The organism is Variovorax sp. PAMC26660 (assembly GCF_014302995.1).
Classification (GTDB): domain Bacteria; phylum Pseudomonadota; class Gammaproteobacteria; order Burkholderiales; family Burkholderiaceae_C; genus Variovorax.
Genome location: NZ_CP060295.1, coordinates 2,471,181 through 2,494,960, shown reverse-complemented (window position 1 = coordinate 2,494,960; position 23,780 = coordinate 2,471,181). Strand labels below are relative to the sequence as shown.

At 65.8% G+C, this 23,780-nt stretch carries 24 protein-coding genes; 18 read left to right on the top strand and 6 right to left on the bottom strand.

Annotated elements, in window-relative coordinates; all coding sequences use genetic code 11:
* Nucleotides 1-3 precede the first annotated feature (3 nt).
* The 8 genes from H7F35_RS12040 to H7F35_RS12005 all read left to right on the top strand — a co-directional run bounded on the left by H7F35_RS12040 (nt 4) and on the right by H7F35_RS12005 (nt 8,152).
* Nucleotides 4-789 carry an enoyl-CoA hydratase/isomerase family protein gene (locus H7F35_RS12040; protein WP_187113083.1) on the top strand — a complete coding sequence of 262 codons (786 nt, stop codon included), beginning with the start codon at nt 4-6 and terminating at the stop codon, nt 787-789.
* A complete protein-coding gene (locus tag H7F35_RS12035; protein ID WP_187113082.1) occupies nt 786-2,618 on the top strand; it encodes an acyclic terpene utilization AtuA family protein in 1,833 nt (610 codons plus the stop codon). Before H7F35_RS12040 ends, H7F35_RS12035 begins: the two co-directional genes overlap by 4 nt.
* A complete protein-coding gene (locus H7F35_RS12030; protein WP_187113081.1) occupies nt 2,615-3,610 on the top strand; it encodes a Bug family tripartite tricarboxylate transporter substrate binding protein in 996 nt (331 codons plus the stop codon). Before H7F35_RS12035 ends, H7F35_RS12030 begins: the two co-directional genes overlap by 4 nt.
* A gap of 356 nt (nt 3,611-3,966) precedes the next feature.
* Entirely contained in the window at nt 3,967-4,791 is an 825-nt protein-coding gene (locus H7F35_RS12025; RefSeq protein WP_187113080.1) for a GntR family transcriptional regulator, read from the top strand.
* 84 nt (nt 4,792-4,875) lie between these two features.
* Complete coding sequence (locus H7F35_RS12020; protein ID WP_187113079.1) at nt 4,876-5,979, top strand: alkene reductase; 1,104 nt, start codon at nt 4,876-4,878, stop codon at nt 5,977-5,979.
* A gap of 97 nt (nt 5,980-6,076) precedes the next feature.
* Nucleotides 6,077-6,562, top strand: a complete 486-nt coding sequence (locus H7F35_RS12015) for a RidA family protein (protein ID WP_187113078.1) — start codon at nt 6,077-6,079, stop codon at nt 6,560-6,562.
* Entirely contained in the window at nt 6,559-7,020 is a 462-nt protein-coding gene (locus H7F35_RS12010) for a GNAT family N-acetyltransferase (protein WP_187113077.1), read from the top strand. The genes H7F35_RS12015 and H7F35_RS12010 overlap by 4 nt, the downstream gene beginning before the upstream one ends.
* Before the next feature lie 382 nt (nt 7,021-7,402).
* Nucleotides 7,403-8,152: a VOC family protein gene (locus H7F35_RS12005; RefSeq protein ID WP_187113076.1), complete on the top strand. Its 750-nt coding sequence runs from the start codon at nt 7,403-7,405 to the stop codon at nt 8,150-8,152.
* 10 nt (nt 8,153-8,162) lie between these two features.
* Here the strand turns inward: H7F35_RS12005 and H7F35_RS12000 are convergent, their stop codons facing one another.
* Entirely contained in the window at nt 8,163-9,554 is a 1,392-nt protein-coding gene (locus H7F35_RS12000; protein ID WP_187113075.1) for a sensor histidine kinase, read from the bottom strand.
* Between the two features lie 7 nt (nt 9,555-9,561).
* Nucleotides 9,562-10,251: a response regulator transcription factor gene (locus H7F35_RS11995; protein ID WP_187113074.1), complete on the bottom strand. Its 690-nt coding sequence runs from the start codon at nt 10,249-10,251 to the stop codon at nt 9,562-9,564.
* Nucleotides 10,252-10,387: 136 nt separating this feature from the next.
* On the opposite strand from H7F35_RS11995, the gene H7F35_RS11990 reads away from it, so the two are divergent.
* The 6 genes from H7F35_RS11990 to H7F35_RS11965 all read left to right on the top strand — a co-directional run bounded on the left by H7F35_RS11990 (nt 10,388) and on the right by H7F35_RS11965 (nt 15,133).
* Complete coding sequence (locus tag H7F35_RS11990) at nt 10,388-11,248, top strand: alpha/beta hydrolase (RefSeq protein ID WP_187113073.1); 861 nt, start codon at nt 10,388-10,390, stop codon at nt 11,246-11,248.
* A 35-nt stretch (nt 11,249-11,283) separates the two neighbouring features.
* Nucleotides 11,284-11,586, top strand: coding sequence for a phosphopantetheine-binding protein (locus H7F35_RS11985; protein WP_187113072.1), 303 nt, complete (start codon nt 11,284-11,286; stop codon nt 11,584-11,586).
* A gap of 61 nt (nt 11,587-11,647) precedes the next feature.
* Complete coding sequence (locus tag H7F35_RS11980) at nt 11,648-12,931, top strand: beta-ketoacyl-[acyl-carrier-protein] synthase family protein (RefSeq protein WP_187113071.1); 1,284 nt, start codon at nt 11,648-11,650, stop codon at nt 12,929-12,931.
* A 34-nt stretch (nt 12,932-12,965) separates the two neighbouring features.
* Entirely contained in the window at nt 12,966-14,093 is a 1,128-nt protein-coding gene (locus H7F35_RS11975; RefSeq protein WP_187113070.1) for a sterol desaturase family protein, read from the top strand.
* Between the two features lie 69 nt (nt 14,094-14,162).
* Nucleotides 14,163-14,645, top strand: a complete 483-nt coding sequence (locus tag H7F35_RS11970; protein ID WP_187113069.1) for a GNAT family N-acetyltransferase — start codon at nt 14,163-14,165, stop codon at nt 14,643-14,645.
* A gap of 110 nt (nt 14,646-14,755) precedes the next feature.
* The gene (locus H7F35_RS11965; RefSeq protein ID WP_187113068.1) at nt 14,756-15,133 is read left to right on the top strand and encodes a nuclear transport factor 2 family protein; all 378 of its coding nucleotides are present in this window, start codon (nt 14,756-14,758) and stop codon (nt 15,131-15,133) included.
* Nucleotides 15,134-15,143: 10 nt separating this feature from the next.
* On the opposite strand, the gene H7F35_RS11960 is transcribed toward H7F35_RS11965, so the two are convergent.
* Nucleotides 15,144-15,947, bottom strand: coding sequence for a helix-turn-helix domain-containing protein (locus H7F35_RS11960; protein WP_187113067.1), 804 nt, complete (start codon nt 15,945-15,947; stop codon nt 15,144-15,146).
* A gap of 218 nt (nt 15,948-16,165) precedes the next feature.
* Here H7F35_RS11960 and H7F35_RS11955 point away from each other — a divergent pair, with 218 nt between their 5' ends.
* The gene (locus tag H7F35_RS11955) at nt 16,166-16,360 is read left to right on the top strand and encodes a heavy-metal-associated domain-containing protein (RefSeq protein WP_187113066.1); all 195 of its coding nucleotides are present in this window, start codon (nt 16,166-16,168) and stop codon (nt 16,358-16,360) included.
* Entirely contained in the window at nt 16,357-16,770 is a 414-nt protein-coding gene (cueR, locus tag H7F35_RS11950; RefSeq protein WP_187113065.1) for a Cu(I)-responsive transcriptional regulator, read from the top strand. Before H7F35_RS11955 ends, cueR begins: the two co-directional genes overlap by 4 nt.
* A gap of 117 nt (nt 16,771-16,887) precedes the next feature.
* Here cueR and H7F35_RS11945 read toward each other — a convergent pair whose 3' ends face one another.
* Entirely contained in the window at nt 16,888-17,841 is a 954-nt protein-coding gene (locus H7F35_RS11945) for a YcjF family protein (RefSeq protein ID WP_187113064.1), read from the bottom strand.
* A 568-nt stretch (nt 17,842-18,409) separates the two neighbouring features.
* Between H7F35_RS11945 and creB the strand changes: the two genes are divergently transcribed.
* Entirely contained in the window at nt 18,410-19,204 is a 795-nt protein-coding gene (gene creB, locus H7F35_RS11940) for a two-component system response regulator CreB (protein ID WP_187113063.1), read from the top strand.
* A complete protein-coding gene (gene creC, locus H7F35_RS11935) occupies nt 19,201-20,640 on the top strand; it encodes a two-component system sensor histidine kinase CreC (protein WP_187113062.1) in 1,440 nt (479 codons plus the stop codon). Before creB ends, creC begins: the two co-directional genes overlap by 4 nt.
* 33 nt (nt 20,641-20,673) lie before the next feature.
* Here creC and H7F35_RS11930 read toward each other — a convergent pair whose 3' ends face one another.
* Together H7F35_RS11930 and H7F35_RS11925 are read right to left on the bottom strand one after the other, a co-directional pair.
* Nucleotides 20,674-21,279 (bottom strand): hypothetical protein, encoded by a 606-nt coding sequence (locus H7F35_RS11930; RefSeq protein ID WP_187113061.1) that lies wholly within the window; start codon nt 21,277-21,279, stop codon nt 20,674-20,676.
* An 88-nt stretch (nt 21,280-21,367) separates the two neighbouring features.
* Nucleotides 21,368-23,770: a penicillin-binding protein 1A gene (locus H7F35_RS11925; protein WP_187113060.1), complete on the bottom strand. Its 2,403-nt coding sequence runs from the start codon at nt 23,768-23,770 to the stop codon at nt 21,368-21,370.
* Nucleotides 23,771-23,780 lie beyond the last annotated feature (10 nt).

Sequence of the window (23,780 nt, the reverse complement as noted above, 5' to 3'; positions counted from 1 at the left end):
CGCATGACCGACACCGCTCCTGCCACCACTGAACTGCGCGAGGAAATGCGCGGGTCCGTGATGTGGCTCACCATCGACCGCGAAGAGCGCCGCAACGCCATCAGCCCCGGCGTGCTCGCGGGCCTGTCCGCCGCGCTCGCACGGGCCAACACCGACACCACCGTGCGCGCCGTCGTCATCACCGGCGCCGGCACGCGGGCCTTCTGCGCGGGCGCCGACCTGCAAAGCGGCAGCGCCTTCAAGTTCGACCATTCGCAGCCCTACCAGGGCTTCGCCAACCTCTTCCGCCAGGCGAAGCAATCGACCGTGCCGCTCATCGCGCGCGTCAACGGCGCCTGCATGGCTGGCGGCATGGGGATCATGGGCATGTGCGACATGGCGGTGGCCAGCAGCCAGGCCGTGTTCGGGTTGCCCGAGGTCAAAGTCGGCCTCTTTCCCGCACAGGTGCTCAGCGTGCTCGGCGGCCTGCTGCCGCGCCGCGTGCTGTCCGAGATGTGCATCACCGGCGAGCCGATCACCGCTGCGCAAGCGCTCGAACACGGGCTCATCAACCGCGTGAGCGACGACGTCGATGAAAGCGTCGAATGGCTGCTCGGCCGCATGCTCGACAAATCGCCCGCCGCCATCCGCCGCGGCCTCTACACGATGAAGAAGATCGAGGCCATGGCTTTTGAAGAATCGATGGCCTTCACCGAAAGCCAGATCGCCCTCTTCGCCCTCACCGAAGACGCCACGGAAGGCCAGCTCGCCTTCCGTGAAAAGCGCAAGCCGCAATGGAGCGGCCGATGAACAGCCGCACCAGCAACAACCACAAGGATCGCGTCGTCCGCATCGGCGGTGCCTCCGGCTTCTGGGGCGACAGCAGCGTGGGCGCGCCGCAGCTCGTGGCCAGCGGGCAGATCGACTACCTCGTGTTCGACTACCTTGCCGAACTCACCATGTCGATCCTCGCCGGCGCGCGGCTCAAGAAGCCCGAGCTGGGCTATGCCACCGACTTCGTTTCTGTCGCAATGAAGGCCGTGCTCAAGGACGTGGTGAAGCAGGGCATCCGCGTCGTGAGCAATGCAGGCGGCGTCAATCCGCAAGGCTGTGCCGATGCGTTGGCCGCGCTCGCAGCCGAGCAAGGCATCGCACTGAAGATCGCGGTGGTGAGCGGTGACGACGTGTCGCCCCTGCTGCCCGAGCTGCGACAGTCGCAACCGCCGGTGCGCGAGCTGCAGAGTGGCACAGCCTTGCCCGAACGCGTGCTCACTGCCAACGCTTACCTCGGCGCGCGACCCGTGCAGGCGGCGCTCGATGCCGGCGCACAGGTGGTCATCACCGGCCGCTGCGTGGACTCCGCCGTCACGCTCGGCGTGTTGATGCACGAGTTCGGCTGGCAACCTGGCGACCACGACCTGCTGGCGGCTGGCAGCCTCGCGGGCCACATCATCGAATGCGGCTGCCAGGCGACAGGCGGCCTGCACACCGACTGGGACACCGTGCCCGACTGGCCCAACATCGGCTACCCCATCGTCGAATGCAAGGCCGACGGCAGCTTCGTCGTCACCAAGCCCGCAGGCACCGGCGGCAAGCTCACGCCCGCGGTGGTGGGCGAGCAATTGCTCTACGAAATCGGCGACCCCGCGGCCTACCTGCTGCCCGACGTGGTGGCCGACTTCACGCAGGTGCGCATCGCGCAGGCTGGCGAACATCGCGTGGCGGTGCATGGCGCACGCGGCCGCGCACCGACCGCGACCTACAAGGTCTGCGCCACGTACGTCGACGGCTTCAAGACCTCGGCCCAGCTCACCATCGTGGGCTTCGATGCGGTGGCGAAGGCCGGGCGCACTGGCGAGGCCATCCTCGCGCGCACAGGCACGCTGTTCGCGCAGTACGGATTCGGTCCCTACAGCGGCACGCAACTCGAAGTGCTCGGCGCCGAGTCCTGCTACGGACCCCACGCACAAGCCACGCAAACGCGCGAAGCCATCCTGCGGCTCGCGGTGACGCATCCGCGCAAGGAGGCACTGGAACTCTTCGCGCGCGAGGTCGCGCCCGCCGGCACCTCATGGGCACCGGGCACCACGGGATCGGGTGGCGGGCGTGCATCGGTCTCGCCGTCGATACGGCAGTACGCCTTCCTGCTCGACAAAAGCCGCGTGCAGGCACACGTCACGCTCGATGGCGCGCCTGTGGATGTGCCGCAGGCACAGGGCGCATCAAGCAACGACGCACCACGCGCGACGAACACTGCGGCAACCGCGCAGACCATCGCGGCAATCGACAACGCAGACTGCATCGAAGTCCCGCTGATCCGCCTCGCATGGGCGCGCAGCGGCGACAAGGGCGACACCTCGAACATCGGCGTCATCGCGCGCCACCCCGCCCTGCTGCCGCTGCTGCGCGAGCAACTCACAGAAGCTCGCGTGGCCGAATGGCTCGCACATCTGGTGAAGGGCCGCGTCACGCGCTACGACGTGCCCGGCATCGACGCCTTCAACTTCGTCTGCGAACAGGCGCTCGGCGGCGGTGGCATGGCGTCGCTGCGCAACGACCCGCTCGGCAAGGGCATGGGGCAGATCCTGCTCGCCGTGCCGGTGCGCGTGAGCACGGCCCTGCTCGCCCTGCTGCCATGAACACCGCGCGCCTTCAGCGGCGCCGGCTCATGCTCGGCTGCGCCGCTGCTGCTGCAACGCTCGGTGCGCCATTGCATGTCTTCGCGCAGCCGGCGTGGCCCGCCAGGCCTATCCGCCTGATCGTCTCCTTCAGCACCGGCAGCGGCAACGACACCATCGCACGCGAACTCGCGATCGCCATGACGCAGAGCCTCGGCCAGAGCGTGGTGGTGGAGAACCGTGGCGGCGGTGGTGGCGTGATCGGCACCGAAGCCGTCGCCAAGGCCGCGCCCGATGGCTACACCATCGGCCTGGGCACCAGCTCGCAGCTCGTGATGAACGTGGGCCTGTACCGCTCGCTGCCCTTCGACGTCGAGAAAGACCTGCACGCCATCGGCCTCGTCTCTCGCACGCCGCTCGTGCTGGTGGGCAGTGCCGACATGCCCGGCACGCTGAAGGAACTCATCGCGCTCGCAAAGGCCAAGCCCGGACAGGTGAGCTACGGCTCGGGCGGCCCAGGCTCCATCAGCCACATCGTCGGCGAGGCCTTCGCGAAGGCCGCTGGCGTGCAGCTGCTGCACGTGCCCTACAAGGGCAACGGCGCCGCGCTGGTCGACCTGTCGGGCGGCCACGTGCAGTTGCTGTTCGACGGCCTGATCTCGACGGCACCGCTCGCCAGGCAGGGCAAGCTGAAAATGCTCGCCATCTCGGGCAACAAGCGCAGCCCGATGGCCCCCACGTTGCCAACCTTCGCCGAGCAGGGCCTGCACGACTACGAGGCCTACACGTGGAACGACCTGATGGCGCCAGCCGGTACGCCGCCCGAGGTGCTTGCCAAGCTCAATACCGCGTTGAACCAGGCGCTCGCATTGCCGGCCGTGCAGGCGCGGCTTGCACAAGGTGCATCGGACCCGCTCGGGCCGACCACGCCGGCGCAGGCCGAGGCCTATGGCAGGGCCGAGCGCGCACGGTGGGTACCATTCATCCGCTCGCTGCATATCGACAATCCATAGGATGAGAACCTGCTTTTCTGTTCTTCGCGTTGTGCGTTTCGAACGCTGCTGTTCAGGGCGACGCTCACGCCGACACGGTGCTCTTTTTCGCGAATGTCCCCCGCTTCGCTCCTCCTTTATTTCGCGAAAAAGAGCCCCGTATCGGCGCGAGCGTTGGACAGAGCCGTCGTTGATCGGCGATCACCAGCAGCGTGTCCATGTGCGAATGACACCGGGTGCTCCCCGCAGCGAAATAAAGGAGGAGCGAAGCGGGGGACATTCGCGGAGGGGAGCTCCCGGTGTCATTCGCACTCGCCCCGAATGAACCCGACCCCAAGCACCCCACAACAACACAACGCGCAGTAAAAAACCCCGACATGACCCTCCCCGCCCCGTCTTCCCCCGCTTCGCCTTCACCCCTGGGCGGAGAACATGGCACGGGCGTCACGCAGTACCTGCAGCTCGCCAGCGTTCTGCGCCACCGCATCACGCACGGCGAACTGCAAAGCGGCCAGCAGTTGCCGACCGTCGCGCAACTCGCCACCGACTACAAGCTCGCAAGAGTCACCGTGCGACAAGCCTACGGTGTGCTGGCACGCGAAGGACTGATCACCAGCCAGCGCGGACGCGGCACCTTCGTTTCCACACTGCCGTCTTCCGGTGCCGACCCACTGCTGCGCAACGCCATCAACGACCCGCGTGCCCGCGACATCCGCTTCGACATCCTCGAACAGCGCCGCCAACAACCATTGCCCGAAGGCCTCGCGCGCGGCGGCACCACCTACGACGACTACGCCTTCATCCGCAAGATTCACGTGCACGGCGGCGAGCCCTTCTGCCTGGTCGAGATCCACGTGGCCTCGGAAATCCACGCGCTCTTTCCACCCGACGGCGAACAGCACCACAAGATCGCCTACCTGCTCGACAAATACGCCGCCGACCGCATGCACAAGGTGCAGCAGACGCTCACCGTGGCACCGGCCGATCTGCTCCTCGCACAGTACCTGCACTGCTCCTTCGCCACGCCCATCGCCCACATGGAGCGCCGCATCTTCGACACCCAGGGCCGCATCGCGCTCGCCGGGCGCTTCTGGTATCGAGGCGACCGCTTCGTGTCCGACGTCGAAATGCCCTTCGACACCTGGGCCAACTACCACGGTGCGCTGATCCCCGAGGCATTGGCGCTCCCGCCGAACGCCTAACAGCAACCGGACAACCTCATCAGAGCAGGGTTGAGGCCAGGGGCTTAGCCTTCGGCCTGTTTCCACTCCCTTTGCTCACACACGATGTCCTCCCTCTTCGACCCCGTACAGGCCGGCGACCTGAAGCTCGCCAACCGCATCGTGATGGCGCCGCTGACGCGCAACCGCTCGCCCAACGCGATTCCGCCCGACATCGCAGCCGACTACTACGGCCAGCGCGCCACGGCCGGCCTGCTGATCACCGAAGCCACTGCCATCAGCCACCAGGGCCAGGGCTACGCCGACGTGCCCGGCCTCTACGGCACCGAGCAACTGGACGCCTGGAAGCATGTGACCGACGCCGTGCACGCCAGGGACGGCAAGATCGTCGTGCAGCTGTGGCACGTGGGCCGCGTCTCGCACACCGAACTGCAACCCGATGGCGGAAAGCCCGTCGCGCCCTCGGCCATCACCGCCAAGACCAAGACCGTGCTCATCAAGGACGGCGTGCCGACCTTCGTCGAGACCTCCGAGCCGCGCGCGCTCGACGCCAGTGAACTGCCCGGCATCGTCCATGCCTTCGCAGTGGCGGCCCGCAGCGCGGTCGACACCGCCGGCTTCGACGGCGTGGAACTCCACGGCGCCAACGGCTACCTGCTCGACCAGTTCTTGAAAGACGGCAGCAACAAGCGCACCGACGACTACGGCGGCCGCATCGAGAACCGCGCCCGCCTGCTGCTCGAAGCCACGCGCGCCGTGGTCGACGCGGTCGGCGGCGGCAAGACCGGCATCCGCCTGTCGCCCGTCACGCCCGCCAACGACGTGCACGACAGCAACCCGCAGCCGCTCTTCACCTACGTGGTGAAGCATCTCGCCACGCTCAACCTGGCCTACATCCACATCATCGAAGGCGCCACCGGCGGCCCGCGCGAGATCGAGGACCGCCCCTTCGACTACGAAGCCCTCAAGGCCGCGTATCGCGAAGCCGGTGGCAAGGGCGCATGGATGGTCAACAACGGCTACGACCGCCCGCTGGCGGAAGAAGCGCTCAAGGAAGGCGACGACCTCGTGGCCTTCGGCAAGCCCTTCATTTCCAACCCCGACCTCGTGCGCCGCCTGCGCGAGAACGCACCGCTGAACGACCTGGACAAGGCCACGATGTACGGCGGCGGCGCAAAGGGCTACACGGACTATCCGGCACTGGCCTGACAGGCCTCGCGGCGCTACCCGAGCGCCGTGGATGTGAAATAGGCCATGGCAAGATGCGGCGACGCATCCATCTTCCGACCGAAGAGAAAGAAACGTCATGGCCCGCATCGCGCAACGACTGGCCGCACTCGGCCTTGTGCTTCCGCCCACCATCACGCCACCACCCGGCGTGGTGTTGCCTTTCCAGTTCGTGCGCGTCGTCGGCAGCCGTGCACTGATCTCGGGCCACGGCCCGCTCAACGCCGACGGCACCATCGCCACGCCACTCGGCAAACTGGGCCGTGAACTGACCGTCGAACAGGGCTACACAGCCGCACGCCTCACCACACTGGCGATGCTGGGCAGCCTGCAACGCGCGCTCGGCGATCTCGACCGCATCACCGCATGGACGCGCGTGTTCGGCATGGTCGCTTCGGCTCCGGGCTTCGACAGGCAACCGGCCGTCATCAACGGTTTTTCAGACCTCATCCTCGAACTTTTCGGTCCCGACATCGGCGCGCATGCGCGCAGTGCCGTGGGCATGGCCGAGTTGCCGTTCAACATCCCGGTCGAGATCGAAGGCGAAGTGGAGGTCGCGGCATGAGCACTGCCGCGTGGACATTGCGGCGAGCGGATGCCGCCGATGCGGATGCGGTTTCCGTGTGCGCCATTGAAGCCTTCCGCATCTATATCCCGCGCCTGGGTCTCACGCCCATCCCGATGGCGAAGGACTACGGCGCAGCCATTGCAAGCGCGCAGGTCTGGGTCGCCACACAGCAGGCCCAGGTGGTGGCCGCGCTGGTGCTCGACACCACCGACGAAGGCTTTCTGATCGACGTCATTGCCGTGCTGCCACAACAGCAGGGCACGGGCGTGGGCCGCGCGTTGCTCGAACTGGCGGAGCGCGAAGCGCTGCGGCAAGGCTACGACTCGATCTACCTTTTCACCAACGAGAAGATGACCGAGAACCGCGCGCTCTACGAACGCATTGGCTATGTGGAATACAAGCGGCTGGTGCTGGAACAACGCACTCGCGTCTTTCTGCGCAAGCGGCTGGGATGAGCTCTTGTCTTTTCGTTCGTCGCGTTGTGAGTGCGTTGTTCAGGGCACTGCTGTTCAGGGCAAGCTCACGCCGACACGGTGCTCTTTTTCGCGAATGTCCCCCGCTTCGCTCCTCCTTTATTTCGCGAAAAAGAGCCCCGTATCGACGCGAGCGGTCAGAGCAGTCGTTGATCGGTGATCACCGGCAGCGTGCCCCTGTGCGAATGACACCGGGTGCTCCCCGCAGCGAAATAAAGGAGGAGCGAAGCGGGGGACATTCGCACAGGGGAGTACCCGGTGTCATTCGCACCCGCCCTGAAGAACAGCAGCACCCCGAACAACAACGACAAGAACACAAGCACCTCGCAACAAAGCGAAAGAGCCAACGGAAATGAACACCGCGATGCAGCTGAACCGAATCCACCACGTAGCCATCATCTGCGCGAACTACGCAGTGTCGAAGCGCTTCTACACCGAGGTTCTGGGCCTGCGAGTCATCGCCGAAAACCACCGCATCGCGCGCGATTCATACAAGCTCGATCTGGCGTTGCCCGACGGCTCGCAGATCGAACTCTTCTCCTTCCCCGATGCACCCGCACGCCTCACGCGGCCCGAAGCACAAGGCTTGCGCCACCTGTCCTTCGAGGTCCACGACGTGCAAGCCGCAGCCAACGAACTGGCAGCACAAGGCATCGCAGTCGAGCCGCTGCGCACCGACGAATTCACCGGCCGGCGCTTCACCTTCTTTGCCGATCCGGACGGCCTGCCGCTCGAACTCTACGAGGCCGCACCACCCGAAAATCTCGATGCTTTGCTGCTGAAACTCGAAGGCGACCTGCATCTTCGCGAGGTGCGTGCAAGCGCCGCACGGCTCGAGGAACTGCTTGAAGACGACTTCCAGGAAATCGGCATTTCGGGCACCACATGGACACGGCCGGCCATCGTCGAGGCGTTGCGCGATGAGGTCTTTTCGGAACGCACGATGTCGGACTTTCGCGTGCAACGCATCGCGCCCGATGTGGCGCTGGTCACCTACCGCGTGCACCGAAAGGCCATTGCGCAACGGCCTTCGGCGGACTCGCTGCGCAGCTCGCTGTGGCGGCAACGGCTCGGCCGCTGGCGCATGGCGTTCCACCAGGGAACACCGCTCTGAGCACATGCCGCTAAGGCACTTCTCCAAAGGCCACGCTCACACGCAACCCCGTCGGCTCCGCCGCATCGAGCCGCAGCTCCGCACCCAACAGCTCGGCATAGCGCGACACGATCGACAGCCCAAGGCCGGAGCCCTGTCCCAGCTTTTCGCCAGCAGGACCCTGCGCCCATCGCTGCATCAGGTCGCGCTGCGCCTCGAGTGGAATGCCGGGGCCGTCGTCGATCACGCTCAGTGTCTGGCCCGCCAGCTCGACCGTGATGGTGCGGCCGCCATAGCGCAGCGCGTTGTCGATCAGGTTGTCGAGGATGCCTTCGACGAGTGCTTCGTTCGCGTACACCACCACCGAGTCGTCCAGACCACGCGCGCCCAGGTCGACACCCCGCGCATCCGCCCGTGCCAGGTGACGCAGCACCGTCTGCTCGGCCAGCACGTCGAGCCGCACCGGCACGCGGTCCAGGCCTGTGCGCGCTTCTTCGGCCAGCGCCAACGCGAGCAACTGGTCGATGAGGTGGCTCGCGCGCGACTGCCGCTCCGATACGCGTTCGAGCTGCTCGCGCCAGACCTTGGCGTCATGCTGCGCCAGGCCGTATTCGGCCAGCGCGCGAATGCCGGCGAGTGGCGTGCGCAGTTCATGCGCCACGTTGCCCACGAACTCGCGCTGCGCCTGCAGGCTCTGCCCCAGCCGGTCGAACAGCGAGTTGACCGCATTGCCCAGGCGCTGCAGCTCCCGCGAGGTCTGCGCCACCGCCACCGGCGACAGGTCGCGCACATCGCGCCGGTCGAGGGCACGCTGCAATTCGGCCAGCGGCCGCAGGTCGCTGCGGATGCCGTACCAGAGCCACACCGCGAGCAGCAGCAGCAGCAGGATCTGCGGCGCCAGCGCATAGCCGAGCAGTTGCCGCACCAGCGCCGTTCGGCTCAGTGTGGTCTGTGCCACCACCACGCGGTAGGGCATGCTGAGGTCGGGCTCCGCATCATGTTCGAGCACCACCGCGCGCAACGCGCTGCCTTCGTATTCCACATCGGAAAAGCGATAGCGCGAGCCATCGACCGGCAAGGGCGCCTGCAGGCCGGCCTGGCCCGAGATCAGCGTGCCGTCGAGCCGCTGCACCGCGAAGTACACCTTGTCGACCTGGTCGAAGAGCACGGTCGCCACTTCGCGCGGCGTCAGCAACAGCTCGATGCCGCGCTCGCCCGCCTGCACGTTGGCCGACAGCGCATAGGCGTCGTCGAGCATGCCGCGGTCGAAAGCCTGTTCCGAAAAATAGTTGGCGATGACCAGCGCGATGACGGCGCCGACAGTCCACGTGAGCGCCAGCGGCACCAGCACGTTGCGCAGCACGCGCCGCGTGAGCGACGGCGCCTGACGCAGCTTTCCGGGCTGTTCGGTCGACTCGGTCACGCGCGAATCACACCTCGGCTTCGAGCAGGTAGCCGATGCCGCGCAGGGTGCGGATGGTTGCGCCGGTGCCCAGCAGCTTCTTGCGCAGGCGCGAGATGAAGGCCTCGAGCGCGTTGTCGCCGAGCGATTCGTCGAAGCTGGACAGCTTGTCGGACAGCGCACGCTTGCTGACCGTGCGGCCCGGTGGGCTCATCAGTTCCCACAGCACTTCGAACTCGCGCGCCGGCAGGTCGAGCGGACCGCCCGTGGTGGAAAAGCGCCGCGCCTTGCGGTCGAGCTTGAGCTGGCCCAGCAGCACGATGTCTTCGGTGCCCTTGGCACGGCGCACCAGTGCGCGCAGGCGGGCTTCGACCTCGGCCAGGTCGAAGGGCTTGCCCAGGTAGTCGTCGGCGCCGGCGTCGAGGCCGGCAATGCGCTCTTCGGTGCGGCCGCGCGCGGTGAGCACCAGCACCGGCGTGCGGTCGCCGCGTGCACGCGCCTGTCGCAAGGCGGTGAGGCCGCTGGCCAGGCCGCTGGTCGGGCTTGCGGTGGCGGGCAGGTTGAGATCGAGCAGCACAGCGTCGAAGGGCTGCACGCGCCAAAGGTGGTCGGCATCTTCGACGTTGGTCGACACGTCGACCCGATGGCCTGCATCCGCGAGACTGCGCAGCATCACATCGCGCAGTACGGCGTCATCTTCGACAAGCAGAATTCGCATGGTAATTGTGTGGTTGGGGTAATCTGCCCTTACGAATGACGGGTCAGCAGCCGGTCAGTCGCTCCAGCGATAAACGCAACATGAGCATACGACAGCAATATGAAACACGGGCCATTTTCATGGCCGGCGCGACACGATGAGTGCGCGCGAACCCTCCGATCTGTTGAGTGTGGTGCCTTCCGAGGTGCAACGCACCGCCGTGGTCCTGCTGCATGGTTTATGCAGCACGCCTGACGAGTTGCTGACCGTGCAATCGGCACTGCGCAGCCGCGGCTACTCGGTGCACCCGCTGTCGATCGAGGGTTACTCGTTCGATACCAACGCGCCGCTGCAGCACGCCGCGCCGTACGAACGCTGGCTCGACGTCATCCAGGCACAGGTCAAGGCGCTGCGCGTGCAGCACGACCGCGTGATGCTCATCGGCATTTCCGCCGGCTCTTCGCTCGCGCTGGGCGCGGCCATCCGCTGCGGCAAGGACGTCGACGCGCTGGTGCTCATGTCGACCACGCTGCGCTTTGACGGCTGGGCCATTCCGCGCACGCAGTTCCTGCTGCCGCTGGCCTTCTACACGCCGCTCGGACGCCTCTGGCAATACCGCGAACGCCCGCCCTACGGCGTGAAGAACGAACGCGTGCGGGCCTGGATCGAGCGCGAGCTGCGCCACCGCAAGGTCTCGCGCGCCGGCAGTTCGGTGATCGGCGTGGGCCACCTGCGCGAACACGACCGGCTGATCCGCCACGTGCGGCGCAACCTGAACAGCGTGCAATGCGACAACGTGCTCGCACTGCATGCCCAGCAGGACGAGGTGGCCAGCGTAGCCAACCTCGACATCCTCGCGCGGGGCCTTCGCTGCCGCGCATTCCGCACCGTGGTGGTGGCCAACAGCTACCACATGATCACGATCGACAACGACCGCCAGCAGGTTGTTCGCGAAACAGTGTCTTTCGCCGATGCCGTGGCGCATGGCACGATGCCTGAGCATCCCCTGTACGCCTGACCCGGCCTGAACCCGCCAGAAAGGAAAACATCCCCATGTCTTCTTCCGATTCCTCTTCGCCCACCTTCAACAGCATCGCGACGATCCTCGAGACCGACTTCAAGGTCGAGCGCTCGGCCATCTCGCCCGCCACCGCGCTGTCCGACCTCGGCCTCGATTCGCTCGCGCTGATGGAATTCGTCTTCGCCGTCGAAGACGCCTTCCACCTGCGCATTCCCGAAGACCGCCTCGACCCGCGCGAAGCCGGCATCACGCTGCAACGCCTGTGCGAAGTGATCGACACGGAAAGCAGCGGCGCCCCGGCTCCGTCCACGCAATCCGTCGAAGCCCACGCATGAGCGCCGCGCCGGGCCGCCCCAAGCAAGCTCGCACCGCAGTGCGAAGCACGAAGGTCTTCCAATGAGCAGCGGAGCCGCCCACGCCGTGCTCGCCGCTTCTGCAACGCGTGCCGCATCCACACCGGTGCGCGTGAGCGGTCTCGGTTTCATCACGCCCATCGGCCGCACCGTCAAGGCCTTCGACGAAGCCCTGTTCGCCGGCCGCTCCGCCGTGCGCGCGCAGACGCTCGAGATCAAGGGCATGGACCCGATGCTGCTGGCCGTTGCTGCCTGCGACTTCGAGTCGAACGGCGTGCGCAGCACCTCGCGCCTGCCGCTGGACCGCGGCACCGCCATGGCCCTGGCCGCCGCGCAGGACGCCGCCGCCGAAGCCAAGCTCGACCTGGACACCATCGACCGCGACCGCCTCGGCATCTACTGGGGCAGCGGACTGGCCGGCGCCGGCACCTTCGACAACACCACCAGCGCGCTCTACGGCGAACAGCGCCGCATGCGTCCGACGACCGTGCTCACCGTCATGCCCAACGCTGCCGTGGCAGAGCTGGCCCTGCACTTCGGTGCACGCGGCGCGGCCATTGCCTACGCCTGCGCCTGCGCCTCCTCGGCCGTGGCCATCGGCGAGGCCATGCGCGCCATTCGCGGCGGCTGGATCGACGTGGCCATCGTCGGCGGCCATGACGCCATGCTCACCCCCGGCGTGATGGCCAGCTGGCACGCCATGCGCGTGATGGCACCACCGCCGGCCGACGCACCGTCGTCCGCCTGCCGCCCCTTCTCGGGCGACCGCGCGGGCTTTGCCATCGGCGAAGGCGCGGCCGCGCTGGTGCTCGAATCGGAAGCGCATGCGCTGGCCCGTGGTGCCGAAGCCGCGCCCTTCGTGCTCGCGGGCTACGCCACCAACTGCGACGGCACGCACATCACCAACCCCGATGCCGCCGGCCAGGTGCGCGCCATGCGCGCCGCCTTGCGCGACGCCGGCATCGAGGCCTCGGACATCGGCCACATCAACGCGCACGGCACGGCCACCTCGGCTGGCGATGCCGCCGAAGCCGCGTCGATCCGCGAAGTGTTCGGCAAGGGCGCGCCCGTCAGTGCCACCAAGGCCATCCACGGCCATGTGCTCGGCGGCGGCGGCGCCATCGAACTGATTGCAGCACTGCGCGCACTGGCACGCGAGGCCCTGCCCCCCATCGCCAACCTGCAGACACCCGACGCGACTTTCGATCTCGACTTCGTCCAAGGCGAGGCGCGCGAGGCCAAGGGCATCCGTTACGCGCTGTCCAATTCCTTCGCTTTTGGCGGCACCAACGCGGTCATCGTGGCCGGTCGCGCAGCCGAACGCTGAAGATTCGCTGAAGACTTCCTGAAAAATCAACACGGTGCATCGGCTGGTCGTTTTCGTCGTGCCCGTGTTCGCGCTGCTCATGGCGTGCGAATTCGCATGGGGCTGGCTCAAGCGACGCAATACCTACCGTTTCAATGACACGCTCGGCAGCCTGAGCCAGGGCCTGTTGAGCCAGTCGCTCGCCGTATGCACCCAGCTCTTCCAGATCGGCCTGTACGCGATGGTCTACCCGGCCGTCGCGATCTGGACGCGTCCCAGCTTCTGGGACAGCGCCATGGGCTGGATCGCTGCGGTGCTGCTGTTCGACTTCTTCGACTACTGGCTGCACCGCGCGGGCCACGAGTCGGCCGTGTTCTGGGCCGCGCACTCGGTGCATCACCAGAGCCAGCAATTCAACTTCTCCACCGCACTGCGGCAGGAAAGCGCCGTGGCCTTTCTCGGCTGGGTCTTCTACCTGCCGATGGCGGTGGTGGGCGTGCCGCCCGAGCAGTTCGGCCTGGCGGGACTGATCGTGCTGGTCTACCAGTTCTGGATTCATACAGAGCACATCGGCAAGCTCGGCTGGTTCGACCGCGTGTTCTCCTCGCCTTCCAACCATCGCGTGCACCACGCCGTGAACGACGGTTACGTCGACCGCAACTACGGCGGCATGCTGGTGGTGTGGGACCGCATGTTCGGCACCTTCGCGGAAGAAGGCGAACGCTGCGTCTACGGCACGCGCAAGGCGGTCGCGAGTTTCGATCCGGTGCGCGCGATCCTCGGGCCTTACGTTCCCCTGCTGCGCGATGCCTGGTACACGCGGCGATGGCGGGACAAGCTCGCCGTCTGGTTCAAGCCGCCGGGCTGGCGCCCGGCCGATGTGGCGGCGCGTTTTCCGGAAGCCCCTTTCTCGCTCGAAGAAGCCATGCACATCCATGACCCGGTGCTGACGCGCGCCCAGGTCGCGTCGGCCGCCATCCACTTCGCCGGCTGGGTCGGCGTGACGCTGGCCTTCCTGTGGCGCGCCGACGACCTGGCTTTCCAGACCGGGCTGGTCCTGCTCGCACTGGCAGTCGGTGGCTTCTGGGCGATTGGCGCGGTGCTCGACTCGCGCCTGCGGCTGCGCTGGGCCTGGTGCGTGCAGGTGGTGTTGCTGGCGGTGTCGGCGGTCATGCTGGCCTGAGGCTCTTTGGCAGGCGTTTTCACGCCTCGCTATGCTCGGCGCTTCATCGCTTCGGAAGCTCCAAACACCATGCACAGGCTGGCCACCCCGCAGGACATCGATACCGTCTTCGCCCTCTACATGCACGAGAAAGTCGTGCCCTACCTGGGCTACGACCCGATGCCGCTCGAAGACTTTCGCGCGATCTACCAGGAGCTGATCGACGGCCGCTGCTTCCGCATCTACGAGCGCGATGGAAAGATCGCCGGCTTCTACCGCGCCACGCGCTACCCGGGTCGCGTGCAGCACGTGGCCAGCCTCGGCACGCTCGCTGTCGATCCGGCCCTGCACGGGCAAGGCGTGGCACTGGCCATGGTGACCGAAGCCATCGACGCGCTGATATCGGCGGGCGTCAAGCGCATCGAACTCATCGTCGAAAGCGACAACGCGCCCGCGCTGCGCTTCTACGAAAAGCTGGGCTTCCAACACGAAGGCACGCTGCGCAAGTTCTACAAGCGGGCCGCCGATGCGCAGGCCATCGACGACCACATGATGGCGCTGCTGGTCGACTGATCCTGCACTGCGACCAGGCAGGTAATCGACAACGGCAAAGGCAATCGCCAGACTTGCCGGCACGCACAAACACCCATGCGGCCGCAAGCCTCTTTGCAGAAAGCATCGCCATGCCCACACCCGACACCCTGGCCCGATTCATCGCACGCGTCGAACAGAACGCGCACGTGGAAGCCATCGAGGAGTTCTACACGCCGCAAGCCTCCATGCAAGAGAACCAGTCGCCACCACGGATCGGGCGGGACACGCTGGTCGCCCACGAGCGCAAGGTGCTCGCACGTGCCAGGTCGGTGAGCTCGCAATGCCTGCCGCCCGTGTTCGTCAACGGCGACGACGTGGTCGTGCGCTGGGTCTTTCGCTTCGAATGGCTCGACGGATCGGTCACGCGGATGGAAGAGATGGCCTGCCAGCACTGGGAAGGCGAACGCATCGCGGCGGAGACCTTCTTCTACGACCCCGCGCAGCAGGTTCCCGTGCGCCAACCGTGACAGCGGACGCTCAGTTCAGCGACACATGGCGCCGCGATACCTCGGCGGTGTGGCTGTCGAGCGGAAACCAGAGTTCCATCCGCAAGGACGCCAGCGTCACGTCCTGCGGCAATGCGAAAACGCTCTGCACGTAGAAGTACGAAAGCGTGCCGAGCGCCGTGTCGAACGTGAAGCTCAGGTAGGGCGCCGCATGGCCCGGCTGACTGGTGGAGCCTTCAGCCGGCTTGTGCCTTTGGGTCAGGGCTTCGGAAAGCCGCTGGATCCTGGCCTGCAGCGCGGGCGTCGCGCTGGCCTCGGTATGCAGTTGCGCCAACAGCGCCGAACCGACAGTCCACGGTTCATGCATGCGCGACAGCAGGCCTTTCGGATGGCCGAGCGCGGTGATCATGTCCATGCCGCGCACCTGGCACCCGGCGCTCGCAGCCAGTTCGGGCATGACGAGCGACCACAGCCAGGTCGCGCCACGGTTCTGGTCGACCGTGCGCCAGTCGGCATCGAAAACCAGCGCAGGGTTCGGGTCGTGCGCGGCCAGCGTGCGCCGCAGTGCCTGCAGTGCGGGCGCGAGTTCGGGGCTGTCGAGCGCCATCTTTTCCTGCGGCAACGCGAAGCCCGCGTGCAGCAGCGCAGCATTGCGCACCGAGGTCGGCACTTCCAGTTCGGCCAGCCAGGCCAGCAGCAATTCGCGGCTCGGCCGTGCGCGCCCGGCCTCGATGTAGCTCACATGCCGTTGCGAAACATCCAGGCGCAGCGACAGTTCAAGCTGGCTGATCTTCCGGTCTGTGCGCAGGTGGCGCAGGAGTTGCGCAAGTTTCAAACGGGCCTCTGCGTGACCGGGTAGGGAGTGCTCATGGGTTCGCGATTGTGCGCAACATCCGGCCCGAAAGCGATAACGTCGCAGGTCGTTGCCAACACTGCCGCGCAGCGACAGTGCCCCTTCGCTGGACATTGACATCGTGAGAGGGTTCAAACTCGCGGCTTAGCCTCGCAACCCACCCATCATTCATTCAGGTGAATTCAAAAGGAGCCACGACGATGAGCCAGAAATTCCAGGTCACGGGCATGAGCTGCGGCCACTGCGTGAACGCAGTGCAGAACGCGGTACAAACGGTCGATCCCGAAGCGCAGGTCACGGTCGATCTTTCGACCGGCCATGTCGACGTGCTGAGCGAACAGCCGCGCAAGGACATCGTGGCGGCGATCGAGAACGCGGGCTACGCCGTTCAATGACGGACACCGGAGGCCGGCAGGTCGCCATCGGCGAGGCCGCGCGCCTGTCGGGCGTGTCGGCCCGCATGGTCCGGCATTACGAGGGGCTGGGCCTGCTGCCGGCGGTGGCGCGCACCGAGAGCGGCTATCGCCAGTACAACGACGCCGACATCCACACGCTGCGCTTCATCAAGCGCTCACGCGACCTGGGTTTCTCGATGGAGGAAATCGCCGAGCTGGTCGGCCTGTGGCACAACCGTCGGCGTGCGAGTTCGAGCGTCAAGCGCATTGCCGAAAAGCACCTGGGTGAGCTGGAGCAGCGCATCGCGGACATGCAATCCATGCGCAATACGCTGTCCCATCTGGTTCACTGCTGTCACGGAGACGCCAGGCCGGATTGCCCGATCCTCGATGACCTGAGCAAGGTCTAGACCAAGCACTCCCCCAGTCTTCGCGCACTTCGTGTCGCTACGCCAACCCCCTCGCCGGGGGCGACACCAGTGGCCCGGCAAAGCCGGTTCCACGGTGTCTCTGGCGAAGAGAAAGAGTCAAGCGCCGCGAACCAGCGAAAGAATCTTGCCAGCATCCAGCGTGCGGGCCTTCTCCTGGATGGCGGGCAGATATTGCGTCTGCAGGCCCTGCCCTTCCTTCACCACGCCCGAGAACGCGTCCTTGAGCATCTGCGTCGAGAGCGTGCGGCCGCCGGCGTAGTAGCGCTTGGCGACATGGCCCAGTGCATAGGTCGACGCGAAGCTCATGCCCGAACTCACGGCCTGGTTGCCCAGCCCGCGCAGCAAGCCGCCACCGACCTTGCCCAGCAGGCCGCCGAGCAGCTTGCGCCCGGCCTGTTCCAGGTATTGCGAGGTCAGGCCCACGCCGACCGTGGCCAGGAAATCCTTGATGTGGCCGCTGTCCAGCTGGTAGCCATGCGCCTGGCCGATGCGGTAGACCAGCTTCATCTGCAGCGGAATGATCGCCATGGTCGACAGCGTTTCGGGCAGCAGTTCGAGCGCGCCGTTGAGGATGGCCGCATTGAGGATCGACTTGTCCAGTTCGGCGCTGTCCGGCGCATTGGCCGCCACGGCGACGGCGGCCGTTGCTGCGCCTGCACCAACAGCGGCGCCAACCGGCACCGCCGCAATTTCCTCGGCCCGCTGCGAAAACCCGCCCGCTGACGCATCCAGCCCGAGCGAGGTGCGCACATCCATCAGGAACATGCGCTCCGCCTCCGACTGCGTGCCGTCGGCATCGCACACGCACACCGCCATCTCGTAGGCGAGCTGCCGCGATTCGGTGCTCTTCAGCGCCCCGGCCACCGACGCCAGCGAGACGCGCTTCATCAGCACGTCCTGGTAGAGCGTCGGCAAATTCAGGCCGTCGGCTTGCGACAGGCCTTCCGCGATCCGCTTGATCTCCGCACGTTCGCGTTCGTGCTTTTCGCCGTCGACGAAGGCCGCCAGCAGGCTCAGGGTCACGATGGCCGTTGTTTCTGAAGGTGTCATGTTCGAGGTTTTCGTCATATGAAGGACGAAGTTCGGGTGTTCGACCGCCCGAAGGTTCCTGCGAACGTTCTCCCCACAAACCTTGAGCAACTCTGTGGATAACCCCGGCACTGCTGTGTAGGGGCGTTGCAAGTCATTGATCTACAAAGGAAATCTACATATTGCTCAAATTTTGAGCACTGAATTTCTTTGCCCGAAAACCGCCTTTCGCAGATTTTCCCGGGGGTGTCAAAGGACAACTCTGGGGACAGTTTTTGCACAAGCCATCGGTTATCCACAGCGCCGACGGGTTACCCAATGTTGTTCATTTCGCGGGTACACCTCGGAAGCGCGGCTGCGCACAGTGACGCAGGCATGACAACTCGTTGTCACATAACGAAAAAAGTGCCCTGTCCACAGAAGAGGCCAACCCTTATCTACTACTACTAATTTGAATAAGAAGAATAAGAAATAGGGAACGGGGAAAGCGCCGCGTCAAAAAAAAGCCGCGGACGGCCGCGCCGGTCTCCGGCGCCTCGGACGAAAAAACGGGCCCGAGCGCCCTGCTTCCCCTCGCTAACATCCGTGGATGAGCTTCAAACCGCGGATCCTGATTGCCGAAGACGAGTCGGGCATTGCCGACACGCTGCAGTACGTCCTGAAGAGCGACGGATTCACTCCGGTCTGGTGCGCCACGGCCGAAGAGGCAATCGCGCAGTTCGCGCTGGAACCGCCGGCGCTGGCGATCCTGGACATCGGATTGCCCGATCTGAACGGTTTCGAGCTCTTCAAACGCCTCCAGGCGCTGAATCAGTCGATGGGTGGCCCGGAGGTACCCATGGTGTTTTTGACCGCCCGCAGCGACGAAATAGACCGCGTGGTGGGCCTCGAACTGGGTGCGGACGACTACATCGCCAAGCCTTTTTCGCCGCGCGAGCTCGTCGCTCGCGTCAGAACGATCCTGAGACGGAGTGCGAGAAACGGCCCAGGAGCCTCGTCAGCCGCTGCCGGAGCAAACCATGGGGCTCCCCATCAAATCGCGCCCACGGCGCCTCCAGCGACCCCACAGGCACCCGCAATGCCCTTTTCGCTCGACAACGAGCGGATGCAGATCCGGTATTACGGACGCCTGCTCGAACTCTCGCGCTACGAGTACGGCCTGCTCCGGTTGCTGGTGCAGCGCCCCGGCCGCGTCTTCACGCGCGACGAATTGCTGCAACTGGTCTGGGACGATGCCAGCGACAGCTTCGACCGCACGGTCGACGCGCACATCAAGACCTTGCGCGCCAAGCTCAAGACCGTCGCGCCCGATGTGGAGCCAATCCGCACGCTGCGCGGCACCGGCTACGCGCTGAACGAAGAATTGCCAGCCAAGTCTTCGTGACGAGACGCACGCGGATCTTCATCGGCATCCTGCTGATCTACACGGCAGGCATCGCCTTCCTGCTCTACCGCGTGATGTCGGACATCGATCCGCGCTACCGCGAGTCGGCCGAAGAATCATTGGTCGAAACCTCGCAGCTCGTTGCCAGCCTGGTCGAGCAGGACGTGATTGCCGGCGCCATCAACACCGCGCGGCTGGAGCCACTGTTTCGCACCGTCTACGCGCGCGAGTTCTCGGCCCAGATCTACAACCTGCACAAGAACCGCGTCGAACTGCGCGTGTACGTCACCGACCGCAATGGCCGCGTGATGTTCGATTCGCTCGGCAGGCACCTGGGCGCCGACTATTCGCAGTGGATGGACGTGAGCCGCACGCTCGCCGGCCTCTACGGCGCGCGCACTTCGCGCGACGTCGACGGCGATCCGCGCACATCGGTCATGTACGTCGGTGCGCCGATCCGGTGGAACAACGAGATCGTCGGCATGGTCAGCGTCGGCAAGCCGGTGCAGAGCTTCGGCCAGTTCGTGGAAGACGCCCGCGCCCGCACGCTGTGGGTCGGCGTGGGCTCCGGCCTTGCGCTGTTGCTGCTCGCGGTGATCGTGTCGATCTGGCTGGTGCGGCCCTTCGGGCTGATTTCGGATTACTGGACCTGGGTGCGTGCGCAGCGCACCCTGAGCCTGTCGCGCATGGCGCGCCGCGCGGTCGATACCGTGCGCAGCGGCTTCGGCGAAATGCGCGATGCGCTCACCGGACGCAATTACGTGGCCGACTACGTGCAGACCTTCACGCACGAAGTCAAAAGCCCGCTCTCGGCGATCCGTGGCGCAGCCGAGCTGCTGCAGGAGCCGTCGATGCCGCATGCAGAGCGCGAACGCTTTCTGAAAAACATCGAAAGCGAGACGCAGCGCATCCAGGAAATCGTCGACCGCATGATGGAACTCACTGCGCTCGAAACGCGGCGCGCGCTGGACCGCACGGAGCCGGTGGCGCTTGCGTCATTGATCGACGACATCGCACTCAGCGCACAGCCTGCGGCGGCCAAGCGCAACATCCGCCTGCTGGTGAACATCCGCGACGAGGCGAGCACCGAAGGCGATCCGTTCTTGCTGCGCCGCGCCATCAGCAACCTGCTCGACAATGCCATCGATTTTTCACCGCGCGACAGCGAAGTGCTGCTGACGCTGGAGACCACCTCCAGGCTTGCACGCGTGACCGTTCGAGACCACGGCCCCGGCATTCCGGACTACGCACAGGAAAAAGTCTTCCAGAAGTTCTATTCGCTCGCGCGGCCGCACAGCCAGAAGAAAAGCACGGGGCTGGGTCTCGCGTTCGTGAAGGAAATCGCGGCCTTGCACCGCGGTCGCATCGAGCTGGGCAATGCATCGCGTGGCGGCGCGGTCGCGACGCTCACGCTGCCGCTGTTGTCACATCACTGAACAGACGCCGGCGAGGCCGGCAGGCGGAAACCCTCAGGAACCGATCAGGGCGAGATAAGCCTCGCGCGTCTCGGGGCTCACCGCATCGATCAGTTGCTCGTACGAAGTCTGGTGGCGCGTGAGCATGCGCGCCGAGGCCACGGTCTTCGACTTGCAGTACCAGTGGCAGGTGTGCTGCATCAGGAACAGCTCGGCCGACATGGTGAAGGCCTTGGACTTGGCCGAGCGATTCGCTTCGTTCTTCATCACGGCGGCGATGCCGCGCGCATGAATCACCAGCGCTTGTCGCAGGTCGAAGGTCGCGGACGGGAACAGCTTGTGTGCGAAGGGAATCGCGATGGGCAGCTTGCTCACGCGCGTGTCGGCTTCCGGCGTGCGCGCGAACTCGGCGGCGAAGCTGTTGAACTGAGTCGAGAGTTTTTCTTCGGTGGAATCGAGCAGGCTCCAGATCTGCTGGCGGCGCTCGGGATCGTCTTCGCCGAGGCAGCGCAGGTAACCCGAAGTCAGGCTCTCCATCAGCTTCTCGATCTGGTAGCGACCCAGGTGCGTGCCCAGCAGCGCGATGCGCTGGCGCTGGTCTCTGGACTTGAGGATGTAGGCGCCGGCGGCGATCAACGCCACCAGGGTAAGAATTTCCATGAATGCGTGGAGAGAAAAGAAAAAGAAGCGGGAGGCAGCACCGAGTGTAGGCACCGCAATCCGCTTTCGTTTTCGCGCCGTGTGGTCGTTACCTGAAGAAGTCCAGGATCTTGTTGCGCTCTTCGGGTGGTGGTGGTGCACCGATTGGCGCGCCCGTGAGTTCTTCCGCCGGTGGTGGCAACGCCTCGGCGCTGTCGAGGCCCAGGCTCGCCACGTTGTGACCCGGCGTGAAGTCGTCGAAGTACCACTCGCCATCGACGTGGACCACGCCCGCAGGCTCGGCCGGTTGCGTCACGGGCACGCCTTGCAGTGCGGTCTGCATGTAGCCCGTCCAGATCGGCAGGCTCAGGCTGCCGCCGGTTTCACCGCGCACGCCGAGCTGGCGCGGCGTGTCGTAGCCGACCCACGCGATGCCGACCATGGTCGGCTGGAAGCCCGCGAACCAGGTGTCGAAGGAATCGTTGGTGGTGCCGGTCTTGCCATAGAGGTCGTCGCGCTTGAGCGCCTGGTAGGCCTTGAAGCCGGTGCCGTTTCGCACCACGCTCTGCAGCAGCGAACTCATGATGAAGGCGTTGCGCTGCGGAATGGCGCGGCGCGATTCATCGAGCACCGGAGGCTCGGTTTCCATCAGCACCTTGTCGCGCAGGTCGGTGACGCGCGTGACCAGGTACGGATTGACGCGGTAGCCGCCATTGGCAAACACCGAGTAGCCCACGGCCATCTGCATCGGCGTGACCGAGCCGGCGCCCAGGCCCATCGGCAGGTTGGCCGGTTGCTTGTCCTTGTCGAAGCCGAACTTGGTAACCCAGTCTTGCGCGTAAGGCGCGCCGATCGACTGCAGCACGCGCAGCGTCACGAGGTTCTTCGACTTCATCAGCGCGGTGCGCAGCGGCATCGGGCCTTCGTAGGTGCCTTCGAAATTCTTCGGCTCCCAGGGCTGGCCGCCGTTTTCGCTGGCATCGAAATGCAGCGGCGCGTCGTTGACGATGGTCGCGGGCGTGAAGCCCTTTTCGAGTGCGGCCGAATAGATGAAGGGCTTGAAGCTCGAACCCGGCTGGCGCCACGCCTGCGTGACGTGGTTGAACTTGTTCTTGCCGAAATCGAAACCACCCACCAGCGCCTTGATGGCGCCGGTGCGCGGGTCCATGCCGATGAAGGCGGCTTCGACCTCGGGCAGTTGCGTGATCTCCCAGGTGTTCTTCAGCGTCTTCGCCACGCGGATCACCGCGCCGCGGCGGATCTTGATGTTGGGCGGTGCCTTGGCCGCAAGACCCGACAGCGCAGGCTTGAGGCCTTCGCCGGTGATCTGGATGGTTTCGCCATTGGCGCGCACGGCGCTGATTTCTTTCGCGTTGGCATCGAGCACCACGGCCGCGACCACGTCGCCGTTGTCGGGGTGTTCGGCCAGCGCGTCGTCCACGGCTTCATCGACTTCCTTCTGCTCGGTCGGCAGGTCGACGAACTTCTCGGGCCCGCGATAGGCCTGGCGGCGCTCGTAATCCATGATGCCCTTGCGCAGCGACTTGTAGGCGGCGGCCTGGTCGGCCGCGACCAGCGAGGTGTAGACCTTCAGGCCGCTGGTGTAGATGCTGTCGCCGTATTGCGCGTACATCATCTGGCGCACCGTCTCGGCCACGTACTCGGCATGCAGGCGGTTCGGGTCGGCGGCATCGCGCAGATGCAATTCTTCCTTCTTCGCGGCGGCGGCCTGCTCGGCGGTGATGAAGCCGGTTTCCTGCATCCGGTCGATCACGTAGAGCTGGCGCGCCCGCGCGCGACGCGGGTTGGCCACCGGGTTGTTCGCGCCGGGCGCCTTCGGCAGGCCGGCGAGCATCGCGGCTTCGGCGATGGTGACGTTCTGCAGCGGCTTGCCGAAGTAGGTTTCGGCGGCGGCGGCGAAACCGTAGGCGCGGTTGCCCAGGTAGATCTGGTTCAGGTAGATCTCCAGGATCTGGTCCTTGGTGAGCTGTTGCTCGAGCCGCAGCGCCAGCAGGATTTCGTAGGTCTTGCGGCTCATGGTCCGCTCTGAACTCAGGTAGACGTTGCGCGCCACCTGCATCGTGATGGTCGACGCGCCCTGCTTGCGTCCGCCCTTCAGGCTGGCCACCGCTGCACGCAGGAAGCCCTTGTAGTCGACGCCGCCGTGGTCGTAGAAGCGCGCGTCTTCCACGGCCAGCACCGCGTCTTTCATGACCTTCGGAATGTTGGCGAAGGGCGTGAGGTTGCGGCGCTCTTCGCCGAACTCGCCGAGCAACTGGCCTTCGGCCGAGTACACGCGCAGCGGCAGCTTGGGCCGGTAGTCGGAAAGCGCCGAGACATCGGGCAGCTTCGGATAGATGGCAACGACCGCGACGATGGCAGCAACGATCACCACCAGCGCGCCGGAGCCCACCGCGATGGCGCCCCATCCTGCGATGCGCTTCCAGCGGCGGTTGCGTCCGTCCGGCGCGGTGCCGTCGTCGGGTTTTGGGGAGCTTGAACGTTTGAACATAGAAATGGGC